Origin of the sequence: Corallococcus sp. AB045, from assembly GCF_003668895.1 — a bacterium.
GTDB lineage: Bacteria > Myxococcota > Myxococcia > Myxococcales > Myxococcaceae > Corallococcus > Corallococcus coralloides.
Genome location: NZ_RAWN01000197.1, coordinates 1 through 16,898, shown reverse-complemented (window position 1 = coordinate 16,898; position 16,898 = coordinate 1). Strand labels below are relative to the sequence as shown.

Annotated in this window: 13 protein-coding genes and 1 pseudogene; 8 read left to right on the top strand and 6 right to left on the bottom strand. The window is 68.1% G+C overall.

What is annotated here, in order from left to right; all coding sequences use genetic code 11:
• The first annotated feature begins 852 nt into the window (after positions 1-852).
• Positions 853-1,014: a hypothetical protein gene (locus D7Y21_RS42015; protein WP_158627390.1), complete on the top strand. Its 162-nt coding sequence runs from the start codon at positions 853-855 to the stop codon at positions 1,012-1,014.
• 13 nt (positions 1,015-1,027) lie between these two features.
• On the opposite strand, the gene D7Y21_RS33230 is transcribed toward D7Y21_RS42015, so the two are convergent.
• Positions 1,028-1,924 (bottom strand): sugar phosphate isomerase/epimerase, encoded by an 897-nt coding sequence (locus tag D7Y21_RS33230; protein WP_120564813.1) that lies wholly within the window; start codon positions 1,922-1,924, stop codon positions 1,028-1,030.
• 251 nt (positions 1,925-2,175) lie between these two features.
• Here D7Y21_RS33230 and D7Y21_RS33225 point away from each other — a divergent pair, with 251 nt between their 5' ends.
• Positions 2,176-2,955, top strand: a complete 780-nt coding sequence (locus D7Y21_RS33225; protein ID WP_120564812.1) for a carboxypeptidase-like regulatory domain-containing protein — start codon at positions 2,176-2,178, stop codon at positions 2,953-2,955.
• A gap of 142 nt (positions 2,956-3,097) precedes the next feature.
• Positions 3,098-5,131 (top strand): zinc-dependent metalloprotease family protein, encoded by a 2,034-nt coding sequence (locus tag D7Y21_RS33220; RefSeq protein ID WP_121717814.1) that lies wholly within the window; start codon positions 3,098-3,100, stop codon positions 5,129-5,131.
• Between the two features lie 181 nt (positions 5,132-5,312).
• On the opposite strand, the gene D7Y21_RS33215 is transcribed toward D7Y21_RS33220, so the two are convergent.
• Together D7Y21_RS33215 and D7Y21_RS33210 are read right to left on the bottom strand one after the other, a co-directional pair.
• Complete coding sequence (locus D7Y21_RS33215; RefSeq protein WP_120564810.1) at positions 5,313-6,077, bottom strand: hypothetical protein; 765 nt, start codon at positions 6,075-6,077, stop codon at positions 5,313-5,315.
• Between the two features lie 25 nt (positions 6,078-6,102).
• On the bottom strand, positions 6,103-6,867 hold the full coding sequence (locus tag D7Y21_RS33210; protein ID WP_233591696.1) for a hypothetical protein: 765 nt from the start codon (positions 6,865-6,867) through the stop codon (positions 6,103-6,105).
• 341 nt (positions 6,868-7,208) lie between these two features.
• Here D7Y21_RS33210 and D7Y21_RS33205 point away from each other — a divergent pair, with 341 nt between their 5' ends.
• Complete coding sequence (locus tag D7Y21_RS33205) at positions 7,209-8,330, top strand: hypothetical protein (protein WP_147469443.1); 1,122 nt, start codon at positions 7,209-7,211, stop codon at positions 8,328-8,330.
• Here the strand turns inward: D7Y21_RS33205 and D7Y21_RS33200 are convergent.
• Positions 8,317-9,042: a S9 family peptidase gene (locus tag D7Y21_RS33200; RefSeq protein ID WP_121717812.1), complete on the bottom strand. Its 726-nt coding sequence runs from the start codon at positions 9,040-9,042 to the stop codon at positions 8,317-8,319. The two genes, D7Y21_RS33205 and D7Y21_RS33200, sit on opposite strands and share 14 nt — an antisense overlap.
• 99 nt (positions 9,043-9,141) lie before the next feature.
• On the opposite strand from D7Y21_RS33200, the gene D7Y21_RS33195 reads away from it, so the two are divergent.
• The gene (locus D7Y21_RS33195) at positions 9,142-9,738 is read left to right on the top strand and encodes a macro domain-containing protein (RefSeq protein ID WP_120564806.1); all 597 of its coding nucleotides are present in this window, start codon (positions 9,142-9,144) and stop codon (positions 9,736-9,738) included.
• A gap of 348 nt (positions 9,739-10,086) precedes the next feature.
• Positions 10,087-12,828: a hypothetical protein gene (locus D7Y21_RS33190; RefSeq protein ID WP_147469442.1), complete on the top strand. Its 2,742-nt coding sequence runs from the start codon at positions 10,087-10,089 to the stop codon at positions 12,826-12,828.
• A 66-nt stretch (positions 12,829-12,894) separates the two neighbouring features.
• Here D7Y21_RS33190 and D7Y21_RS33185 read toward each other — a convergent pair whose 3' ends face one another.
• On the bottom strand, positions 12,895-13,659 hold the full coding sequence (locus D7Y21_RS33185) for a ribosomal protein L7/L12 (RefSeq protein WP_255427381.1): 765 nt from the start codon (positions 13,657-13,659) through the stop codon (positions 12,895-12,897).
• Positions 13,660-14,035: 376 nt separating this feature from the next.
• Complete coding sequence (locus D7Y21_RS33180) at positions 14,036-14,389, bottom strand: hypothetical protein (protein WP_121717809.1); 354 nt, start codon at positions 14,387-14,389, stop codon at positions 14,036-14,038.
• 596 nt (positions 14,390-14,985) lie between these two features.
• Between D7Y21_RS33180 and D7Y21_RS41590 the strand changes: the two genes are divergently transcribed.
• A complete protein-coding gene (locus D7Y21_RS41590; protein WP_147469441.1) occupies positions 14,986-15,675 on the top strand; it encodes a hypothetical protein in 690 nt (229 codons plus the stop codon).
• A gap of 25 nt (positions 15,676-15,700) precedes the next feature.
• Positions 15,701-16,898, top strand: a pseudogene (locus D7Y21_RS33170) (hypothetical protein); the annotation flags it as partial.

Below are 16,898 nucleotides of genomic sequence, written 5' to 3'. Positions count from 1 at the left end.
CCACCACCCCCAGTGCCACCACCGCTCCCAGCCACCTGCGTCTCGTCCCCATCGGTCCCGGCCCCCGTCGAGAAACTTCCAACGGGGTCCGACTGCAGGGCTGGTGCCACACCTGATTGCACAGGGGTGCACAGCAGGTCCGGGGCCCGGGCGCCAGGCGTGGCAACGGACCGCCCTGCCCGGGAGCGCGGCTTCCGTCCGTGAGGCGACGCGCTTCCCTCCCAGGGTACGAGGATGCGCTGGCCCTCCGACGAGCTGGTAGGAGTTGTAAGACTCCGAGCGCACCCAGAAGGTGGCGCTGTAATTGAACGGCTCGGCCGCGAAGTTGGTGACCGCGTACCAGGTCCGGCGTGCCGGGTTCGGGTTCGCGAGCGCGATGCCGCTGCTGGACACCGCGCCCGCCGGCCTCATGGCCGCTCCCTCAGGCGCGACGCGCCACAGAGCCCCGGCGCGCAGGGTGGGGTGAGGGAGAAGCTCGTCTGCGCGAACGCGGACGCGCCCCAGGCTCAATTCCTCCCACACTGGTCACGCATTGGCACCGCAAGTTTCCCATGACAAGGCAATGCCAGTACACTCTTTCGAAGCCGTGACTCTCCGCCGAGGTCATGACTCCATGAATGAGGAGCGTAAAGCCATGCGAACCCACATGAAGAAGTCCGCGCTGCTGTCCTTGCTGTCCGGTCTGCTGCTGGTGGCCTGTGGCGAGGTCCCCGACTCGAGCCCCACGACTGGGGATGCGCCCGTGGGCACCTCCGAGGCCGCGGTGTGCTCGGACGGGAGCTGTACGTGTATCGCGCCGGATTGCGACGCCCTGAACTTCACGAACTGCGGGAATGGCGGCGGCACGACGGCATGCTCCTGGTTCGACGGAAGCACTTGCAGGACCGCTACCTGCAGCTGTTCGAACAGGCGCTGGATCTGCCCTTGAGAGGGCCGCGGCGCGCTCGGCCGGGATGCGGCCGAGCGCGACCCATCACCAACGAGTGGGCGCGCGGCGGCTTCCGCGAGCCCTGAGCGGGTTCTCTCCTCAGCCGGGACCCTCCAGCTTCACGAGCGCGTCGGCCACCGAGCGCGACAGCTCACGCCACTTCTGCATCGAGCGGTGGAAGTGCTCCTCCGGCGGGTCCTCGATGCCGAAGGTGTGGAGCAGCACGGGGCCCTCGTAGCCGGCCCGGCGCAAGGGGAGCAGGTAGCCGGTCCCCACGTCGAGATCGCCCCGGTCGAGCGGCTGGATGACCTCCGACCAGGTGGGGGCGTTTGGAGCGAACTCGCGCGCGGCGCCGTGGATGCTCACGAGGGCGAGCTGGGGGGCGGCGGCGGTGATGACCTCCTCCAGCCGGTCGCGGTTCCCCGCCCTGAGCTCGTGGCAGAGGTGGAGCGAGGTCTTCAAGCGGGGACGGTCGACCGCCGCCATCAGGGCGAGCGACTCCTCGACGTTCTCGATGGACTCGCCGTCGTGCGGGTACAGAACGACGTCCACGCCGTGCGCGGTGGCCAGGTCCACCACGTCACGAACCGAGGCGACCATGGCCGTCTTCGCGTCCCGCGGCCCGCTCAGGATGAGCCAGAGCGCGGTCCGCGTGGGGGCGAGCGCCGCCAGGATCCCGTTCAGCTCCTCGCGGTCCCAGGCCGTGTCGAAGGGCAGGACGAAGAGGACGGCGGGAAGCCGCACCCGCCCCGCCTCCACCGCGGGCTGGCGGGCAAAGCTGTCAAAGACCTCGCGGCCCGGCCAGAACAGCGTCACCCCGGAGTAGCCGAGCGAGTCGAGCAGCTCCACCTGCGCGGCGACCGGCCGCGACTCCAGCGTGAAGTTGAACGCACCGAGCGGAGCCTCAATGGGAGCCGAGCGCCGTGGCTCGGCGCAGCCCACGAAGGCCAGGAGCAGCACGGGCGCGAGCCACTTCATGGACAAAGGTGCGGACATGATGAGCCCGCATTAAGGCCCACGCCGACGTGGAATTCGACCCCCTGCGCCGAGCCGGTGGGCGGTCAGAGGCCCGCCACCGCGTCCTCCTGGCAGTGGCGCTTGTGCAACAGCTCCCCCGCGTCGGCCATTTCCGGGCCGCGAACCGGGGCGGGTTGGGGCAGGATGACCGCGCCCGCGAAGCCGGCCGTCGCTGAAACAGTTCATTCCCCGTTGTTGTTGTTCACGTGGCCGCCCGAGGAGAAAAAGCCATGACCGCACTGCGCCGCATCACCCTCCCCACGCTGCTCGCCCTGGCCTCGGGGCTGAGCGCCTGCAGCCAGGCCTCCGCCGAGGGGGCCAAGGCCCACGTCATCCAAGGCAAGGCGGTGGACACCCAGGGCCGCCCGCTGTCTGGGGCGAAGATCATCCTGGATGTCTACAACCACAACGACTCGCTCAACACGAACCACGCCACAGCCACCTACGACGACACCGACAAGAAGGCGCTCACGGACGGCTCCGGCAAGTACTCGGTGTCGTGCGGCCCCGGGGGCTGGCGCGTCTTCGGGATGGTGGAGCGCAAGTACAACGGAGACACCTTCACCCTGCCGCTGCACCCGGACAATCCCAAGTTCGTCGCGGGCAATGACGGCGGCGTGCGCAACTTCTCCTGGAAGCTGTCGGGCGCCATCCCCAACGAGCAGGGCGGCGGCTTCTACGGCGGCACGCTGAAGGTGGTCACCACCTACGAGTCCAGCTTCCGCGACGACCAGTACCCGAACCTGGAAGTGCAGCTGGAGCCGGTGGGCCCGCTCATCGACGGCAGCGCGGGCAAGAAGCTCAGCCTCAAGCCCGACAAGGACGGGGCGATGAAGGACGTGCCCATCGGCCGCTACAAGGTGCAGGTGCGCCTGGGCGGCAAGCCCGTCACCCTGCGCATCGACGACAACACCAGCCCCTTCAAGGAGGTGGCGGTCGTCGACTTCAAGAGCAAGGCGGATTCCAGCTGGAGCCACTGCACCAACTGCGCCCAGCTGGAGCTGCGCTAGTCGCGGGAGGCGGACGGCGCCTCTTCAAAATCCGCGTGACATCCTCGAATGACGAATTGCGCACGCGCGCGGCCGGGGGCACAAGGCGCGCGGCGGTCGCCGGGGGCACTCCCGCGCCGGGCCACCGCTCGCCGGAGGGGAAATGTCCCGCTTGTGCATCATTGCCGCGGTCGTGTGGCTCGCGGCCTGTAACACGCAGGTTTCCATCCCAGAGGACGCTACCCTTGAGCAGGTGGTTCAGGGCGAGCTCGAAGTCCGGGTCGTGGACGCGCCGTCGTTCAAGGCGTCACGCGAGGAGTACTTCCTCTTTGTCGGCGATAAGCATCTGCCGCTGGTCTTCACCGGTGGAACACCGGAGGGGTTGCGCAGCGGTCAGCGGGTGACGCTGCGCGGAACCCAGGGCGAGCACCGCTTCATGGCCCGGACGGTGGAGGTGGACCGCCACGCCGCGGCCGTGCAGGCCACTTCGGGCGTGTGTGGCGTCACCGGGGTGCAGCGCAGCCTCGTCATCCTCGCGGCCTTCCCGGGCGTGCCCCAGCCTGCCGCCACCCCGCAGGGGATCCATGCTGCGTTCTTCTCCACCACGCAGCGCTCGCTGGCGACCTACTGGAGCGAGGTGTCCGAGGGCCGCACCACGACCACGGGCAGCGTGGTGGGCTGGTACACGCTGGACCGCGCCTATTCCTGTTCGGAGACGGACGCCATGCGCGACGCGGCCGTGCGGGCGGCGGACGCGGACGTGGACTTCCGGCAGTACGACCGCATCTTCATCGTCCACCCCAATCCCACGCAGGGCTGCGCCTACGCGGGGCAGGCCACCTTGTCCTGCGGACAGGTCGCGACGGCGGATGGCACCGTGACGGCCTCCACGGCCTGGCTCGTCGCGGACTGGATGACGGGCCACGACACCGCCGTGAAGCTGGTGACACATGAGGCAGGTCACAACCTCTCGCTGAACCACGCGAGCTCGCGCGACTTCGGCACGCAGCCGCTGGGCCTGCCGGGCACCCTGGGCGTCATCGACGAGTACGGGGACCTCTTCTCTTCGATGGGCGATTGGAACCTGGGCCACTACGCGGCGCCGCACAAGGCGCGCATCGGCTGGCTGGAGCCATCCGCGGTGGCCCAGGTGGATGGCACGGGCGGCACCTTCACGCTCGCGCCGGTGGTGGCGTCCGGTGGGCTCAAGGCGCTCAAGGTGCGCCGTCGCGCTGGCGCCAATGACTGGCTGTGGGTGGAGTACCGCCGGCCCGTGGGGCTCTTCGAGTCGACGTTGGCGTCCCAGGTGTTCGGCGGCGCGCTCATCCACCTGGAGGATGCGGAAGCGCGGGACGGCACCCACCTGCTCGACTTCACGCCAGGGACGTCCTCCTGGAGCGACCCGGCCCTGTTGCCGGGCACGACGTGGAACGATCCGCACAGCGACCTCTCCCTCACGGTGGATGCGGCGACGGTCGCGGGGCTGACGGTGAGCATCCAGTACCGCACGACGACCTGTGTGCAGGCCGTGCCCGAGGTGCGGGTGACGCCCCTGGAGCTGGCCTTCTGGCCCGGAGCGCGGCCGGAGTTCGCGCTGGAGTTGATCAATCGGGACTCGGTGGGCTGCGCGCCGAGCACCTTCCAGCTCTCCGCCATCGTCCCCGCGGGCTGGGGCTTTGACCCGCTGCCCGCGCAACGCACGATCGCCGCTTCCAGCTCCGACACCCTGGGCCTCCAGACGTATGTGCCCTACAGCACGCCGCCCGGGCCCTACACGGCGGGCGTCACCGTCACGCGGGGAAGCCAGACCGTGCAGGGCACGGCCACGGTGGAGGTCGTCGAGCGTTGCATCGCGACGCCGCCCACGCTGTCGCTCTCGCCGGCGACCGTGACGGCGGCCCCGGGCTCGGACGTCACGTGGACGGTGAGCGTCACCAACAACGACTCCGCCTCGTGCAATTGGGTCTGGTACGACTTCTGGTCGTCCCTGCCGGAAGGCTGGGACACGTCCTGGTCCGACTGGGGCGTCAACCTGCCTCCGGGCGGCGCCTACACCTTCACGATGACGAAGTCCGTGCCTCCGGGCGCGCGTGGCGCGCACACCGTGGACCTGATCATCCACCAGGAGGACTTCGGCATCGCGGCCAGCGCCACGGCCACGGTGAACGTGGTCGGCACCACCCCGAGCGCTCGCTGAGGGAAGCGGCGGACCGCGTGCTCATCCCAACGCGGACCGCCCGCCTCTCCCCAGGGAATTGCGTTCACGCCGCCCAGCGCTTGCGGCAACAGCAAGCAGCGTCTTTCCAAACTTCATCGCGGCAAAGCGCATCACGGCCTCCGCGAGGGGTTGACTGCGACCAACACCCTGGCAGGACGTGTCAGCGCCAGTGATACAGGAAGGTCGCTCCAGGAGCGATGGCGGGGGTGTCCTGGTGCTGCAATTGCGTTCCGGCGAGGACACCCAGGTCCACGGACCACCGCGGCCCCATGAACCGCGCGCCCGCCGTCGCGAAGGCGAACGCGTCGGCGATGGCGCGCACCGGTGAGATGGCGATTTCCCCCGCGAAGCCCCAGTGCTCCCCGACGCGCAGGAAGCCTCCCACCATGGGCAGCACCATCACGCTCCCGCTCCTGCCCCGCTCCCAGATGTAGATGGGCTGGACCGTGAGGGAGAGGTTCGCGTCGGCCGTCCCATAGGTGAGGGTGCCGTAGGCGGCGACGGCGTTGTGGAGCCCCCCCGAGCCCGGGAAGTCGCTGTCGTAGGAGCCGCCCTGCGCACCGAACGCCAGATGCAGCTTTTCGGTGAGCGGCGTGCTCACCTTGATGCCCCCCATGAGGCTGAAGGACGTGTCGGTGTACACCAGCTGGAACGGGGCGGCCGTGGCCAGGTGTACGGACACGCGCTCGCTCAGGCCCACCTCCGCGACGGTGAAGAAGAACGCCTGCTGTCCGACGAAGCCCTCTCCCGCATGCAGCGGCAGCGCCGTTGAACCGAGCAGTCCGCGCGTGCGGGTGGGATTCTCGAACCAGCCTCCGGCGGACTCAGCGCCCTGGGAGGATTCCTCGACGGGCTCCCCGGCGCTGGCGGAAGCGCCAGGGAGGGCCAGCGACAACATGAGCAAGCAGATGAAACGTGGTGCCATGATTTCCCCTTGGTGCGCTGCTGGCTCAGCGCCAGTGAAACAGGAACGAGAACCCGGGAAGCACGGAGGGTTTGTCCGTGTCCTTCCATTGCTGCTCGGCGAGGAGCCCCAGGTCCAGGGACCACTGGCGCCCCATGAACCGCGCGCCCGCCGTCGCGAAGCCAAACGTGCCGCTGATGCCATCGACCGGTGAGAGCGCGACCTCCCCCGCGAGGCCCCAGCGTTCTCCCAGCCGGACGAAGCCGCCCAGCATGGGCAGGACCATCAGGCTGCCGGAGTGGTAGGTCCCCCAGGCGAAGAAGGGCCGGACCGTGAGCGACACATGGGCGTCGGGCGTCCCATAGGTGAGGATGCCGTAGACCGAGATGGCGTTGAGCGTGTCCAACAGATATTGGCCGGTGTCGAAGCTGCCGCCCTCGACGCCGAACGCCAGGTGCAGCCGCTCTGACACCGGCTGCGAAACCTTGATGCCCCCGATGAGGCTGAAGGGGACGTCGTCGAAGGCACGGCCCATCGAATAGATGAAACCGGCCGTGGCCACGTTCACGGACACGCGCTCGCTCAGGCCCACCTCCGCGACGGTGGCGAGGAGCGCCTGTTGTCCGACGAAGCCCTCTCCCGCATGCAGCGGCAGCGCCGTTGAACCGAGCAGCCCACGCGTGCGGGTGGGGTTCTCGAACCAACCCGGGACCGATGCCGGAGGAGGCACGGGCGCCGGCTCCCCGGCGCTGGCGGAAGCGCCAGGGAGGGCCAGCGACAACATGAGCAGGCAGATGAAACGTGGCGGCATGGGGTCCCCGTCGTGGTGGCACACCCCATACGCAACCACCATGCCAGGGTGGCTATGCGCAGGATGCGGGGAGGCGGTGCGCCACCGCGGTCAGCGGATGGCTGACAGGCGAGTCATGCCGCCACGGATTCCCAGCGAGGCATCCTCCAGCCTGGGGGCTTCCCAGACACCCAAGAGCAGCCGGTCGGCTCCGGCGGTCTCGTAGTCCGCACCCGGGCCTTCGAACGAGTGGATGTGGACCACCATCCCCGCCGCGCTGACGCAGCCCGTTCTCCCGGTGCGACTCCCCACACCGGGCGGCGATTCCCGTCAGGACAAGGGCACGTCTAGATTGCGCGGCCATGCGCGGGTGCTTTGTCATTCTTTCAATGCTGGGGCTGTTGTCCGGATGCAGCCACTACGGTCTTCCTCCTCCCAACGCGAACCACGGTCACCTGGCCCTGGCGATGGAGGCCTACCTGCGGCACAAGGCCTCCTATTCGTATCTCCTGGATGCGGAGAACCTCGGGGATGCCGTCCCCCGTCAGGAGGCGACCGGTGCTCCCGCCCTGGAACTGGAGGCCGGACAGGCGGCGCTCGTCCACGCAGAGGTCGTCCAGACCCTGAAGGGCAAGCCCACGGAAGGCGAGGTCCTCCGGGCCCTGGAGGACCTGCGGGCCGCGTGTGACGCGGGCCATGAGCCGGCATGCACGTACCTGGAGAAGGAGTTCCAGGGGCCCCAACGCAGCGACCACCCGTTGAGGTACCCGGAGGTCAAGAGGCTGCCGGGGGGCGTCGAGTTCGCGGTGGTCATCCTCCAATGCCATATCGCCGCGGACGGACAGATGCGGGGCTGCGATGTCATCGAAGACGGTGCGGGTGAGTTCTCACGGAGCTTCATCGAGCAACTGGGCGCGCATCCCTTCCGGCCCGCGACGCTCGCCGGGCACCGGTTTGCCTCGACGTACATGTTCGCCGTCACGTGCAGCAGAGGGGGGAATTACAAATACAAGCTGCCCCTGGAGCAGAAGATGGGATGGGCCCGGCTGAGGGTGTCCCGCTTCCCGGAGAGCCCGGCGGCCTGGACCAACCTGGCCGCGCAACTCGCCCTGCACGAACCCCAGGCTCCGGAGTATCCGGCGGTCATCGAACGGACGTACGCGGTGGCGCCCCGGGCCCGGTGGATCGCCACGGAAAAGGCGTGGCGGCAGGTCCAGGCGGGGCAGTACGCCGCTGCCCTTTCGGCCATCCGCCCCGCGCTGCATGACTCCACGCAACGGGAACACCCCAATCCCTACGTGCTGGAGACCGCCGCCGCCGCGCACTTCGGGCTTCATCAGTGTCCCGAGGCACTGGCCGCGCAGCGGCAGGCCGTGGAAGAGCTGCCTGGCGAGTGGCCCGCCCCCGAACGTGAGCGCTTCGAGCACAAGCTCCAGGAGTACGAAGCCACGTGCGGCGCGGCTCCGGCCGTCAGCGCAGGATGAAGCGTGACAGCCACTCCGCCGCGTCGCGGGTCGCCTCCTGCCAGTCCGCTTCTCGCATCATGTGGCCGGACTCCGGGAACTCGCGGTGGCGCAGCCGCTCCGGGGCCTGGGCGTAGAGGGGCTCCAGCTGCGCGTGGAGCGCCTTCGCGGGGCCGGGAGGCACCACGTCGTCCTGCCCTCCGGTCTGACTGAAGAGGGCCGTGGGGAAGAAGCGCTGCGGGTGGCGGTGCGGGCTGGCCGGTCTGGGCAGGCCCCACTCCGGTGATCCGAGGAACGGAACGGCGGCGCGCAGCCGCTGCTCTCGCACGAGCGCCGCGTAGGTGATGTAGCCGCCCAGGGAGACACCGCCGATTCCCAGGCGAGCCGGGTCGGCGCCGTGCTCAGTCACCAGCGCATCGAGCAGGGCGGGCACCTCGCTCGCGGTGGACTCGACCACGCCGAGGAACTCCTCCATCCAGCGGGGGTTCCCCTCGGCGAAGCGCGCGTCGAAGTCCGGGAAGCGGCGCTCGCCATGTCCCACGGCGTCCACCCCCACCGCGAAGAGCCCCTGGTCAGCGAAGAGCCGCAGCTCGCGCTCGTGGACCTCCTTGCCCCCGCCCAGTCCGTGGAAGAAGAGGACCACGCCCCGGCGGAGCGCTTCTTGCCTCGACCCCTGGTGGACGCCCAGCACGGGGGCTTGGGCGAGGACGAAGCGAGACGTGTGGAGGCTCATGGCCCGACTCCTTCGTGACGAGGCGTGCGCCCTGGAACGGACGTGCCTCGAATCACAGCACAGGGCGGGCACTGACTGCGAAGTGCTAAACCCCAGGCCATGCTCCCCGCGAAGATATACCTCATCGACCGCTCACCGCAGTTGGTGCGGGCCTGGACGGAAGCCTTCGACCCGTTCGACTTCGTCGCCGTGCGGGAGGAGGACTTCTTCGCCATCCCGGCGGACGCCATGGTCAGTCCGGCCAACAGCTTCGGCATCATGGACGGCGGACTGGACCTGGCGATCCGCGACACCCTGGGCCTCCAGGTCCAGGAGGCCGTGCAGCGCGCCATCGTGGCGGAGCACCACGGCGAACTGCCCGTCGGCGCCGCGGTGGTCGTCCCCTCCGGTGACACGCGCTGGCCGTTTCTCGTGGCCGCGCCGACCATGCGCATCCCGGAGAGCGTCGCGCAGACGGTCCACGCCTATCTCGCGTTCCGCGCCGTCCTGCTCGCCGTGAAGCGCCACAACCAGGCCGTGGGCGCTCCGGTCATCCGCACCCTGGTCTGCCCGGGGCTCGGCACAGGCATTGGCGGGATGGATGTCCGGCGCTGCGCCGTCCAGATGCGGATGGCGTTGATGCACGTCCTCGACCCCGCGCGCATCCCGTCCTTCCGGGACATCCACCTCGTGCACCGCGCGATGCGCTCCGTATAGACATCCGCTCAACGCCAATGCGTGAATCCATGGCTTGAGTCGCTTGAGACACCGTGAGGCCAGACGGACCGCGATTCCTGGGGCTATTGACCGTCTGAGATGGCTTGCTAGAACACGCGCCGTGGGTGTGGGGTGAATGCGTGGCCTCCGGGTCCTCGCCGCCTCCGCCAGAGGGGGAATCATGCATCGTGGCATCGTATGGAAACGCAGGGTCCGCACCCGCGTGAGCATGCTGTTCGACCCATGCAACGGGCTGGCTTGTTTCATTGACGAAAACGTCGCCTGTCTGGATTGAAGGCTTCGCGGGATTACCTCTTCACCCCTACTCATCCATCTATGTCACCTCAAATGCCATTCAAGGCTCCGCCTCCCGCGTGGGGACGGTTCCTGGTCGTCGTGTCCGCGTTGCTCACCCTGGCCGGCTGTCAGAAGGCGGCCGCTCCCTCCGAGCCCCAGCCCGAGGACGTGGGCGCCGCGCGCCTCGTCGTCGCCGTGCACCAGGGGGCGAGCGCCTCCGATGTGCAGCGGGTGGACCTCACGGTGGATGGCCCGGGCCAGCCGGAGCTCACCGTGCAGCTCGCGCCGGACGGTTCGGTGTGGACAGGCCTCTTGAGCCAGCTTCCCGCCGGCACCGGGCGCCGCTTCCGGGCCTTCGCGTATGACACGAACGCGCGGCTCCTCTTCCGAGGCGAGGCGGCGGACGTCACCATCACCGCCAACCAGACGGTCCAGGTGAACATCCTGCTGCAGCAGGTGGACCTGCCTCCCGACTTCGAGAACGCCGGCCCCGTCATCACCTCGCTGGTGGTGTCGCGCTCGTCCGTGGAGAGGGGCGGCTTCGTGGACATGCGGGCCACCGCCGCCGACCCGAACACCGGGGACGTGCTCACGTACGCGTGGACCGCGACGGCAGGCACCTTCAGCACCCCCTCGGCGCTGTCCTCGCGTTGGACGGCCCCCATGGAGGAGGGCTCGCAGACGGTGACGCTGACGGTGGCGGATCCACTGGGCGCGTCCACCGCGGTGAGCTTCCCCATCCTCGTGGAGGGCGCGGACACGGGTGGGGCGGAGGTGTCCGGGCAGTTCAACTCCTGGCCGCAGGTCGTGTCGCTGACCGGCTTCCCGACGCAGGTGGTCCCCCACCAGTCCATTGGCGTGAGCGCCCAGGGCGTGGACAGCGATGACGCCGCGGCGAACCTTCATTACGCCTGGACCGCGAGCTGCACGGGCACCTGGACGGACGAGGGCACCGCGAACGCGCGTTTCACCCCCACGGCGCTGCCCGCGCAGAGCACCTGTGCCAACTGCCAGCTCACCGTGCGAGTGACGGACGGCCGCGGCGGCCAGGGCCTGGGACATCTGGGCATCTGCGTGGGCGCGCCGGTGTCACCCAACGCGCCGCCGCGCATCACCGACGCGTCCCAGTCCGCCACCACCGTGGGCCCGGGCAGCACGGTGCATTTCACCGTCCGCGCCATGGACCCGGAAGGCACCGCCCTGGGCTTCGCCTGGGAGGCGCCGGTGGGCACCCTGGGCACACCGGTCTCCACCGCCGATGGCAGCGACGTCACCTGGACGGCCCCCGCGTGCATCGACGCGCAGGCGACGCCGGTGGTGCGCGCCCGGGTGACGGACGCGGAAGGCCTGGAGGCGCTGCGGACCTTCTCCCTGACCTGGACGGGCCCCGCGTGCGCCACGGCGCTGCAGGGCGCGGTGAACAACCGCTACTTCACCACCGGGAACGCGTCCGTGACGCGGGGACAGAACCTGTCCGGTGTGTTGGTGGAGGCGATGGTGGAGCAGGGCGACGGCACGTTTCTGCTCTACCCCGGTACGGGCGCGGCGGATGGCACGTTCACGATCCCGGGCGTCCCCCAGGGGCCCTACACCCTGCGGGTGGGCGGCGCGTACGTGGTGACGTCCTCGCGCGCTCCGGACCTGGGCGTCGACATCCAGGGGCGTCCGGACCCGGTGGCCGCGAACACGAGCACGTTCCTCTCCGTGGACCTCCAGGGCCTGGCGCCGTGGCAGGGGACTGACTTCATGGAGATCTACTCCCCGGGCACGGCGCTCTACGCCGGTGACACGAGCAGTCTCGTGCAGTCGGGGACGCCGCTCAGCGCGGGGGCCCAGCGGTGGACCCAGACGCTGAAATATTCGGGCATGGATAATGCGGTCCTGGTGGACGCCAGCGCGGGAGACCAGGTGACCTTCCATCAGCTCACCGCGAAGGTCGATTCGTCGTACGGGGCACCAATCACCTACAACGCGGCCACCCGTGCCTTCAAGGCGCCGCTGGTGGTCACCCAGGGGAACACGGCGAGCTTCACGGGCACGATGACCGCGGTGCCGCAGGACATTTCGCTCACGCTGAACCTGCACTCCCCGGACTTCGAAGCGCTGCGCACCGAGGTGCACCCCAGCGCCACCGTGTCCCGGCACAACCTGTACTTCATCGCGGTGCCTGACCGCACGCGAGGAGGCTACGCGCTGGCGCCGGACCTGCTGACCTGCGTGCTGCCGGCGGGAAGCCCACATCGCGTCTATTCGTTCGTCTATGGCGATCCCTATCCGGAGCTCAAGCAAGCGGGGATGGTCTTCACGGCTTTCAACGTGGCGCTGATGGCGCCGGGCGCGACCCAGGCGCTGACCTTGCGTCTCACGGTGGGGTACAACGACGTCATGCCCGCGTTCCTGGTGGGCGCGATCGTGCCCCGGCTGAGTCCGCCGCGCCTGGCGACGCTGGCGGGGCAGGCCGCGTCCGGGAACCTGACGGGCGTGGGGCTGACGCCGCGCCTTGCCTGGACGGAGCCCTCCGTGGGCACCGCGACCCACTACCGTCTCCGCGTCTACGAGGTCTTCGTGAACGCCCAGGGGCGCACGTCGCAGAGCGCGGGCGGGCCGGTGGCACAGCTGGACACGGCGGGCACGTCGCTGCGGCTGCCCCCCGGCGTCCTGGCGGCGGGCAAGTCCTACTACGCGATCATCGAGGCCCGCTCCTCCGGTAACGCCGACTTCCAGGGCCACCCCTTCCGGTCCAGCTACCCGGAGGCGCACGCGATGAGCGTGACGGGGGTCTTCACCCCGTGAGCGTCGCGTCCCGCTGAATCCATTGCGCGATGGCGCCTCGCGGGCGCCATCGTTCATGGCGGGTTCTCAGGAGGTGTGTGAGGGGAGCCGCCGGACCTCGCAGATGCACTGGAGGGCCAGTTCCTGGATGAACCTCGCGGACGCTTTCAGTGGGTCGGGAAAGTCCTCGCTCCTCAGGGCCTTCGCCTCCTCGAAGTGCTCGAGCTCGCGCAGCGCTTCCGCCCGCAGCAGCCGTTGAAGCGCATCGTCATGCGAGAGCAGCCTCACCAGCGCGAGCAGGTTGTCCCGGGCACCCGGGCTCCGCAGTGAGAAAGGCTCCCACGAAGCGCCCTGGCGGTAGGGCGCATTGCTCGACCACCAGGCATGAAGACGCAGTTCTTGCTCCTCCTTCGGTTCCTTCCCCAGGCCGTCCGCGAGGGCTTCCAGGTACGCCGTCTCATCCGGAGCCTGGATGAAGGGCGCCGACTTCCATTCGGTGGGCGATGTTTCGGAAGGCGGCTCCCCTGTCGTCTCCTCCCGCAGCGACACGCGGGCTCCCACCTGTTCGAACCGGGCAGCAAACGCCTTGGCTTCCGCCCGGCGAAAGTACCGCCCCAGCTCCGTCGGCAGCGTGTCGATACGCCGCTTCACCTCCAAGAGGCTTTCGCCGCTTGAGCGCCGTACAAGGTTCATGACCTCGACCCGGCGCTCCCCTGCGGCCTCCAAGGTGACGATGGTGACGGAGTTGGAACGCTCCCAGAAAGGGAGCCTTCCCAGCTCGTGGGCCCTGTCGAGCCAGAACACCCGTTGGCAGGCCGTACACCGAGAGACGACGGGAGGCAGCGGCAGCATCGGCGCGTCGCGCCAACCATCCGTCCAGAGTACGGCACCGAAGGTGTTGCCGGAGGCCAGCGAGTGCCGCCGGTGAATCGCACCGCACCGTGGGCACGCAAGGACGATGTCAGGGCCAGGAACCATGGAGGGTGGGCCTGACGCTACTGCGCGACACCCTGATGCACCATGAGCACCACCCGCTTCGGGTGCACAGGTTCACTCCGCTACCGAATTGGGGCTGGAACGACTTCGGGTCGTTCCTGCCGGAAGGTTGGGACACGTCCTGAGCGGACTGGGGCGTCAACCTGCCTTTCGTCGCGCGGTGGCGGAAAGCGGCGGTCCTCGTACACATTGCGACGCGGACCGCCTGCGGCTACCGGGGCGCCGGGCGAGATCAGCAGTTATCCCACTTCGCCTTCTCGAGCGTCCATCCGCGCTGTCCGCAATAGTAGTTGCCGTAGTTCGCGCAGTTGCCGTAGTTGACGCTCCGGAATGGACCGTAGAAGTAGCCAGGACGGTTATCGCCGGTGCAGGCCGCGTAGCAGCAAGCCGCGAAGTCCCCAACGGTTCGCCCTTCTTCTTGCTCCCGAGAGGTGAATTCCTCCTCGGTGGTGGAGGGAAGCGCGTCCTCCTCGACCGTCACAGGACCCTGCGTACCCTCCGAGCCCTCCCATTCGGCGCCGCCACAACCAATCGCAAGCATGGTGCCGAGGAAGAGCAAGCAAGCGCCGCTGAACTTGTTCTTCATCACTCTCGCCTTTCGAGAGAGGCGCTCTGCGGGTGGGGTGTCCCACGCAGGGCGAAGAAGAAGCTCGTGCGCGCGGCGCCCATGCGCACCTGCTCCGGAATGCAGTGCCATTGCGTTCTGAAAAGCATTCCCAATCAACGAGAAGTGAGAGTGCGAGGCCTGCCGGTCACCTGCGTGAAGGTGGCCGGGCGCAGCCAGTCCATGTTCCGGTGGGGGGCGGACGCGGGTGGGGCCGTTCGTCGCGTCGTCCGTGTCGCGGGTGCTCGATGTGGCGAAGCAGGCCGTGGAATCGTGGGGTGGAGTTCAGTTGCAACCCAATTGGGTCGAACCTGACGCGAAAGCCCGTGACGCCTCGGATGGCGCATCCTGGGACTCTTTGAACTCGCGTGGGTCAGGCTTGTGCCATCTTTACAGGTCTTCGCGTTTTGAAGATATGTGCAAGACGGATGATTGAGTGAGGGTGAACCCTCATGGAGAGGCCTGACATGGGATTGCTTGGCTGGGGAGTTGGCGTGGGCCGTAGCCGGTTGACGGGGGCAGTATGGTTTGCCTTGCTCGTGGGCTGCGGGGGAGATGTGGCTGAGGGCGGGGATTTCATGGCCACAACGGAAAAGGCATTGGAGTTGTCCAATTACTCCGCGGAATTCACCGCGAGCGCGACCAATGGCAACACCGCTCAGTTTCCCGTCTACCTGGCGGCGAATGAGACGGTCATGATCGGCACCTGTGGCATCAATGGGGCGAGCCCAGATCCATGGGGCGCGAACCTCGTCCGTCTGAGGAACCCGCAGGGAGGAGAGGTCACGTCCTGGGGGGTCTTTTCTCCCGGGAGCGGATGTCCGGTCGTGTCGCGTCTGTCCTACACCGCGCCAGCAGCGGGAACCTATACCGTCTGGGCTGGATGCACCTCCAATGACGCTTGCGAAGGCACGCTGGGGATTTCCCGCCGTAAGGCCGTGGTGCCCTACAGCGCAAGCAACACGAACGCTGCTCGGCAGAACACCTTTAACAAGCAGTACTACTTCAACGGCGGAGAGGTCATCCGCGTGAGCACTTGTGCAAGCAATGCGTATGGCTCTTCGGTGAGCAGCGGAAACACCGTCTTGCGGCTCTTTCAGCAGGTTGCCGGTATCTACTCCGAGGTCGCCAGCAATGACGACGCTCCGGGATGTGGCTCCGCGTCAGAGTTGCTCTATGAGGTGCCCTCCGCTGGCTACTACCAGATCCGTGCCGGCTGTGCCGGCAACACCAGTTGCAGCGCGAGTTTCACGGTCTATGGCGAATAACGCCCTGGGTTTTACGGAGATGCGAATGAATATCATGCGAGCGGTACGCAGGTCGGTTCTGGTCGTCGCTGGCGCGGCGCTGGCTTGTTCGTCGGGTGAGGACGGGGGGGCGGGTTCGCTGTCCGTGTCACCGCCGGTGACGCAGGACACGCAGGAGCGCCCAGGCACCCCTTCCGCGCAGCCAAGCGCCACCAGCTATTTCCTCGCGGTGGATTCGAGCACCTACAAGGCAGGCGCGGCCATCAACGTCGCATGGTCTGCTCCCTCAGCCCACTCCACGGGAGATTGGCTGGGGCTCTATAGAGTCGGGGATGCCACCGCGGCTTACCTGTCCAGGAAATACGTCCCCTCAGGAGCAGGGGGCATGTTGACGTTTTCTGCTCCTGTCCAGAGCGGAACCTACGAAGTGCGCTATGTGCCTGAGGGGGGCTCGGCCAGCGTCAGCGTCAGCACGCCATTCACCGTGAGCCTGACAGCGGGAAACATCTTCCTGTTCAGCAACTACGAAGGAGGCAACTTCACGCTGGTGGTTGATCAGGATCTGCCGAACATCCAGCTGGGAATCGCTACCTACCATCCCGCCACCGTGACGTTGACCGGGCCTTACGTGAACAACGTCAGTACGGTCCTGTTGGCGGGGTATGCTTCAGGCGCTACCGTGGTCGGGATTGATGCGGCCAGGGTTCAGCGCGTGCCTGCCGAACCCGTGACCCGTCAACAGCCGTACTCGAACAACCGCCTCGTTTATGCCACGGGCTGGCGCATCGGTACCTGGCCAGGGGGCGGTGGAAACTCAAAGACGCAGATCGAAGAGTACTTCATGTCGAAGTTCGGAGAGGTCTCCGTCCTGAGTCACATGAGTCAATATACCCCCTTCAGTGGTTCCATCCCGCTTTCGCGGGCCCGGCTCAACATGGTGGTCGTGCGGGATGCGTCCATCCTCGATATTGCCTCCGCGGTGGGGCGCCCTTCCGGGCCGGTCAATGTCACCGTGGACGTCAACGCGACCGTGGGGGCTGCTTCCACGCTCATGCCTGCGCTGACCACGGGCGCGCTTGCCGCGGGCTCGACCGTCCAGATCAACAACTACGCCAGCATCCTGGGGGCGGGCGGCGCTGGAGGCTCCGGAGGAAATGGAGGGGGCGGAGGGCGACCGCGCTCATGCAGCCGGGACGGCCTGCCGGGAGGCCACGCCATCGTGTTGACGGTGCCCACCACAATCA

Bases quoted from the DNA above. Each gene is read 5' to 3' on its own strand.
- D7Y21_RS42015 (WP_158627390.1), top strand. From the start codon at position 853: ATGCTCCTGGTTCGACGGAAGCACTTGCAGGACCGCTACCTGCAGCTG.
- D7Y21_RS33230 (WP_120564813.1), bottom strand. From the start codon at position 1,924: ATGTCCGCACCTTTGTCCATGAAGTGGCTCGCGCCCGTGCTGCTCCTG.
- D7Y21_RS33225 (WP_120564812.1), top strand. From the start codon at position 2,176: ATGACCGCACTGCGCCGCATCACCCTCCCCACGCTGCTCGCCCTGGCC.
- D7Y21_RS33220 (WP_121717814.1), top strand. From the start codon at position 3,098: ATGTCCCGCTTGTGCATCATTGCCGCGGTCGTGTGGCTCGCGGCCTGT.
- D7Y21_RS33215 (WP_120564810.1), bottom strand. From the start codon at position 6,077: ATGGCACCACGTTTCATCTGCTTGCTCATGTTGTCGCTGGCCCTCCCT.
- D7Y21_RS33210 (WP_233591696.1), bottom strand. From the start codon at position 6,867: ATGCCGCCACGTTTCATCTGCCTGCTCATGTTGTCGCTGGCCCTCCCT.
- D7Y21_RS33205 (WP_147469443.1), top strand. From the start codon at position 7,209: ATGCGCGGGTGCTTTGTCATTCTTTCAATGCTGGGGCTGTTGTCCGGA.
- D7Y21_RS33200 (WP_121717812.1), bottom strand. From the start codon at position 9,042: ATGAGCCTCCACACGTCTCGCTTCGTCCTCGCCCAAGCCCCCGTGCTG.
- D7Y21_RS33195 (WP_120564806.1), top strand. From the start codon at position 9,142: ATGCTCCCCGCGAAGATATACCTCATCGACCGCTCACCGCAGTTGGTG.
- D7Y21_RS33190 (WP_147469442.1), top strand. From the start codon at position 10,087: ATGCCATTCAAGGCTCCGCCTCCCGCGTGGGGACGGTTCCTGGTCGTC.
- D7Y21_RS33185 (WP_255427381.1), bottom strand. From the start codon at position 13,659: ATGCTGCCGCTGCCTCCCGTCGTCTCTCGGTGTACGGCCTGCCAACGG.
- D7Y21_RS33180 (WP_121717809.1), bottom strand. From the start codon at position 14,389: ATGAAGAACAAGTTCAGCGGCGCTTGCTTGCTCTTCCTCGGCACCATG.
- D7Y21_RS41590 (WP_147469441.1), top strand. From the start codon at position 14,986: ATGGCCACAACGGAAAAGGCATTGGAGTTGTCCAATTACTCCGCGGAA.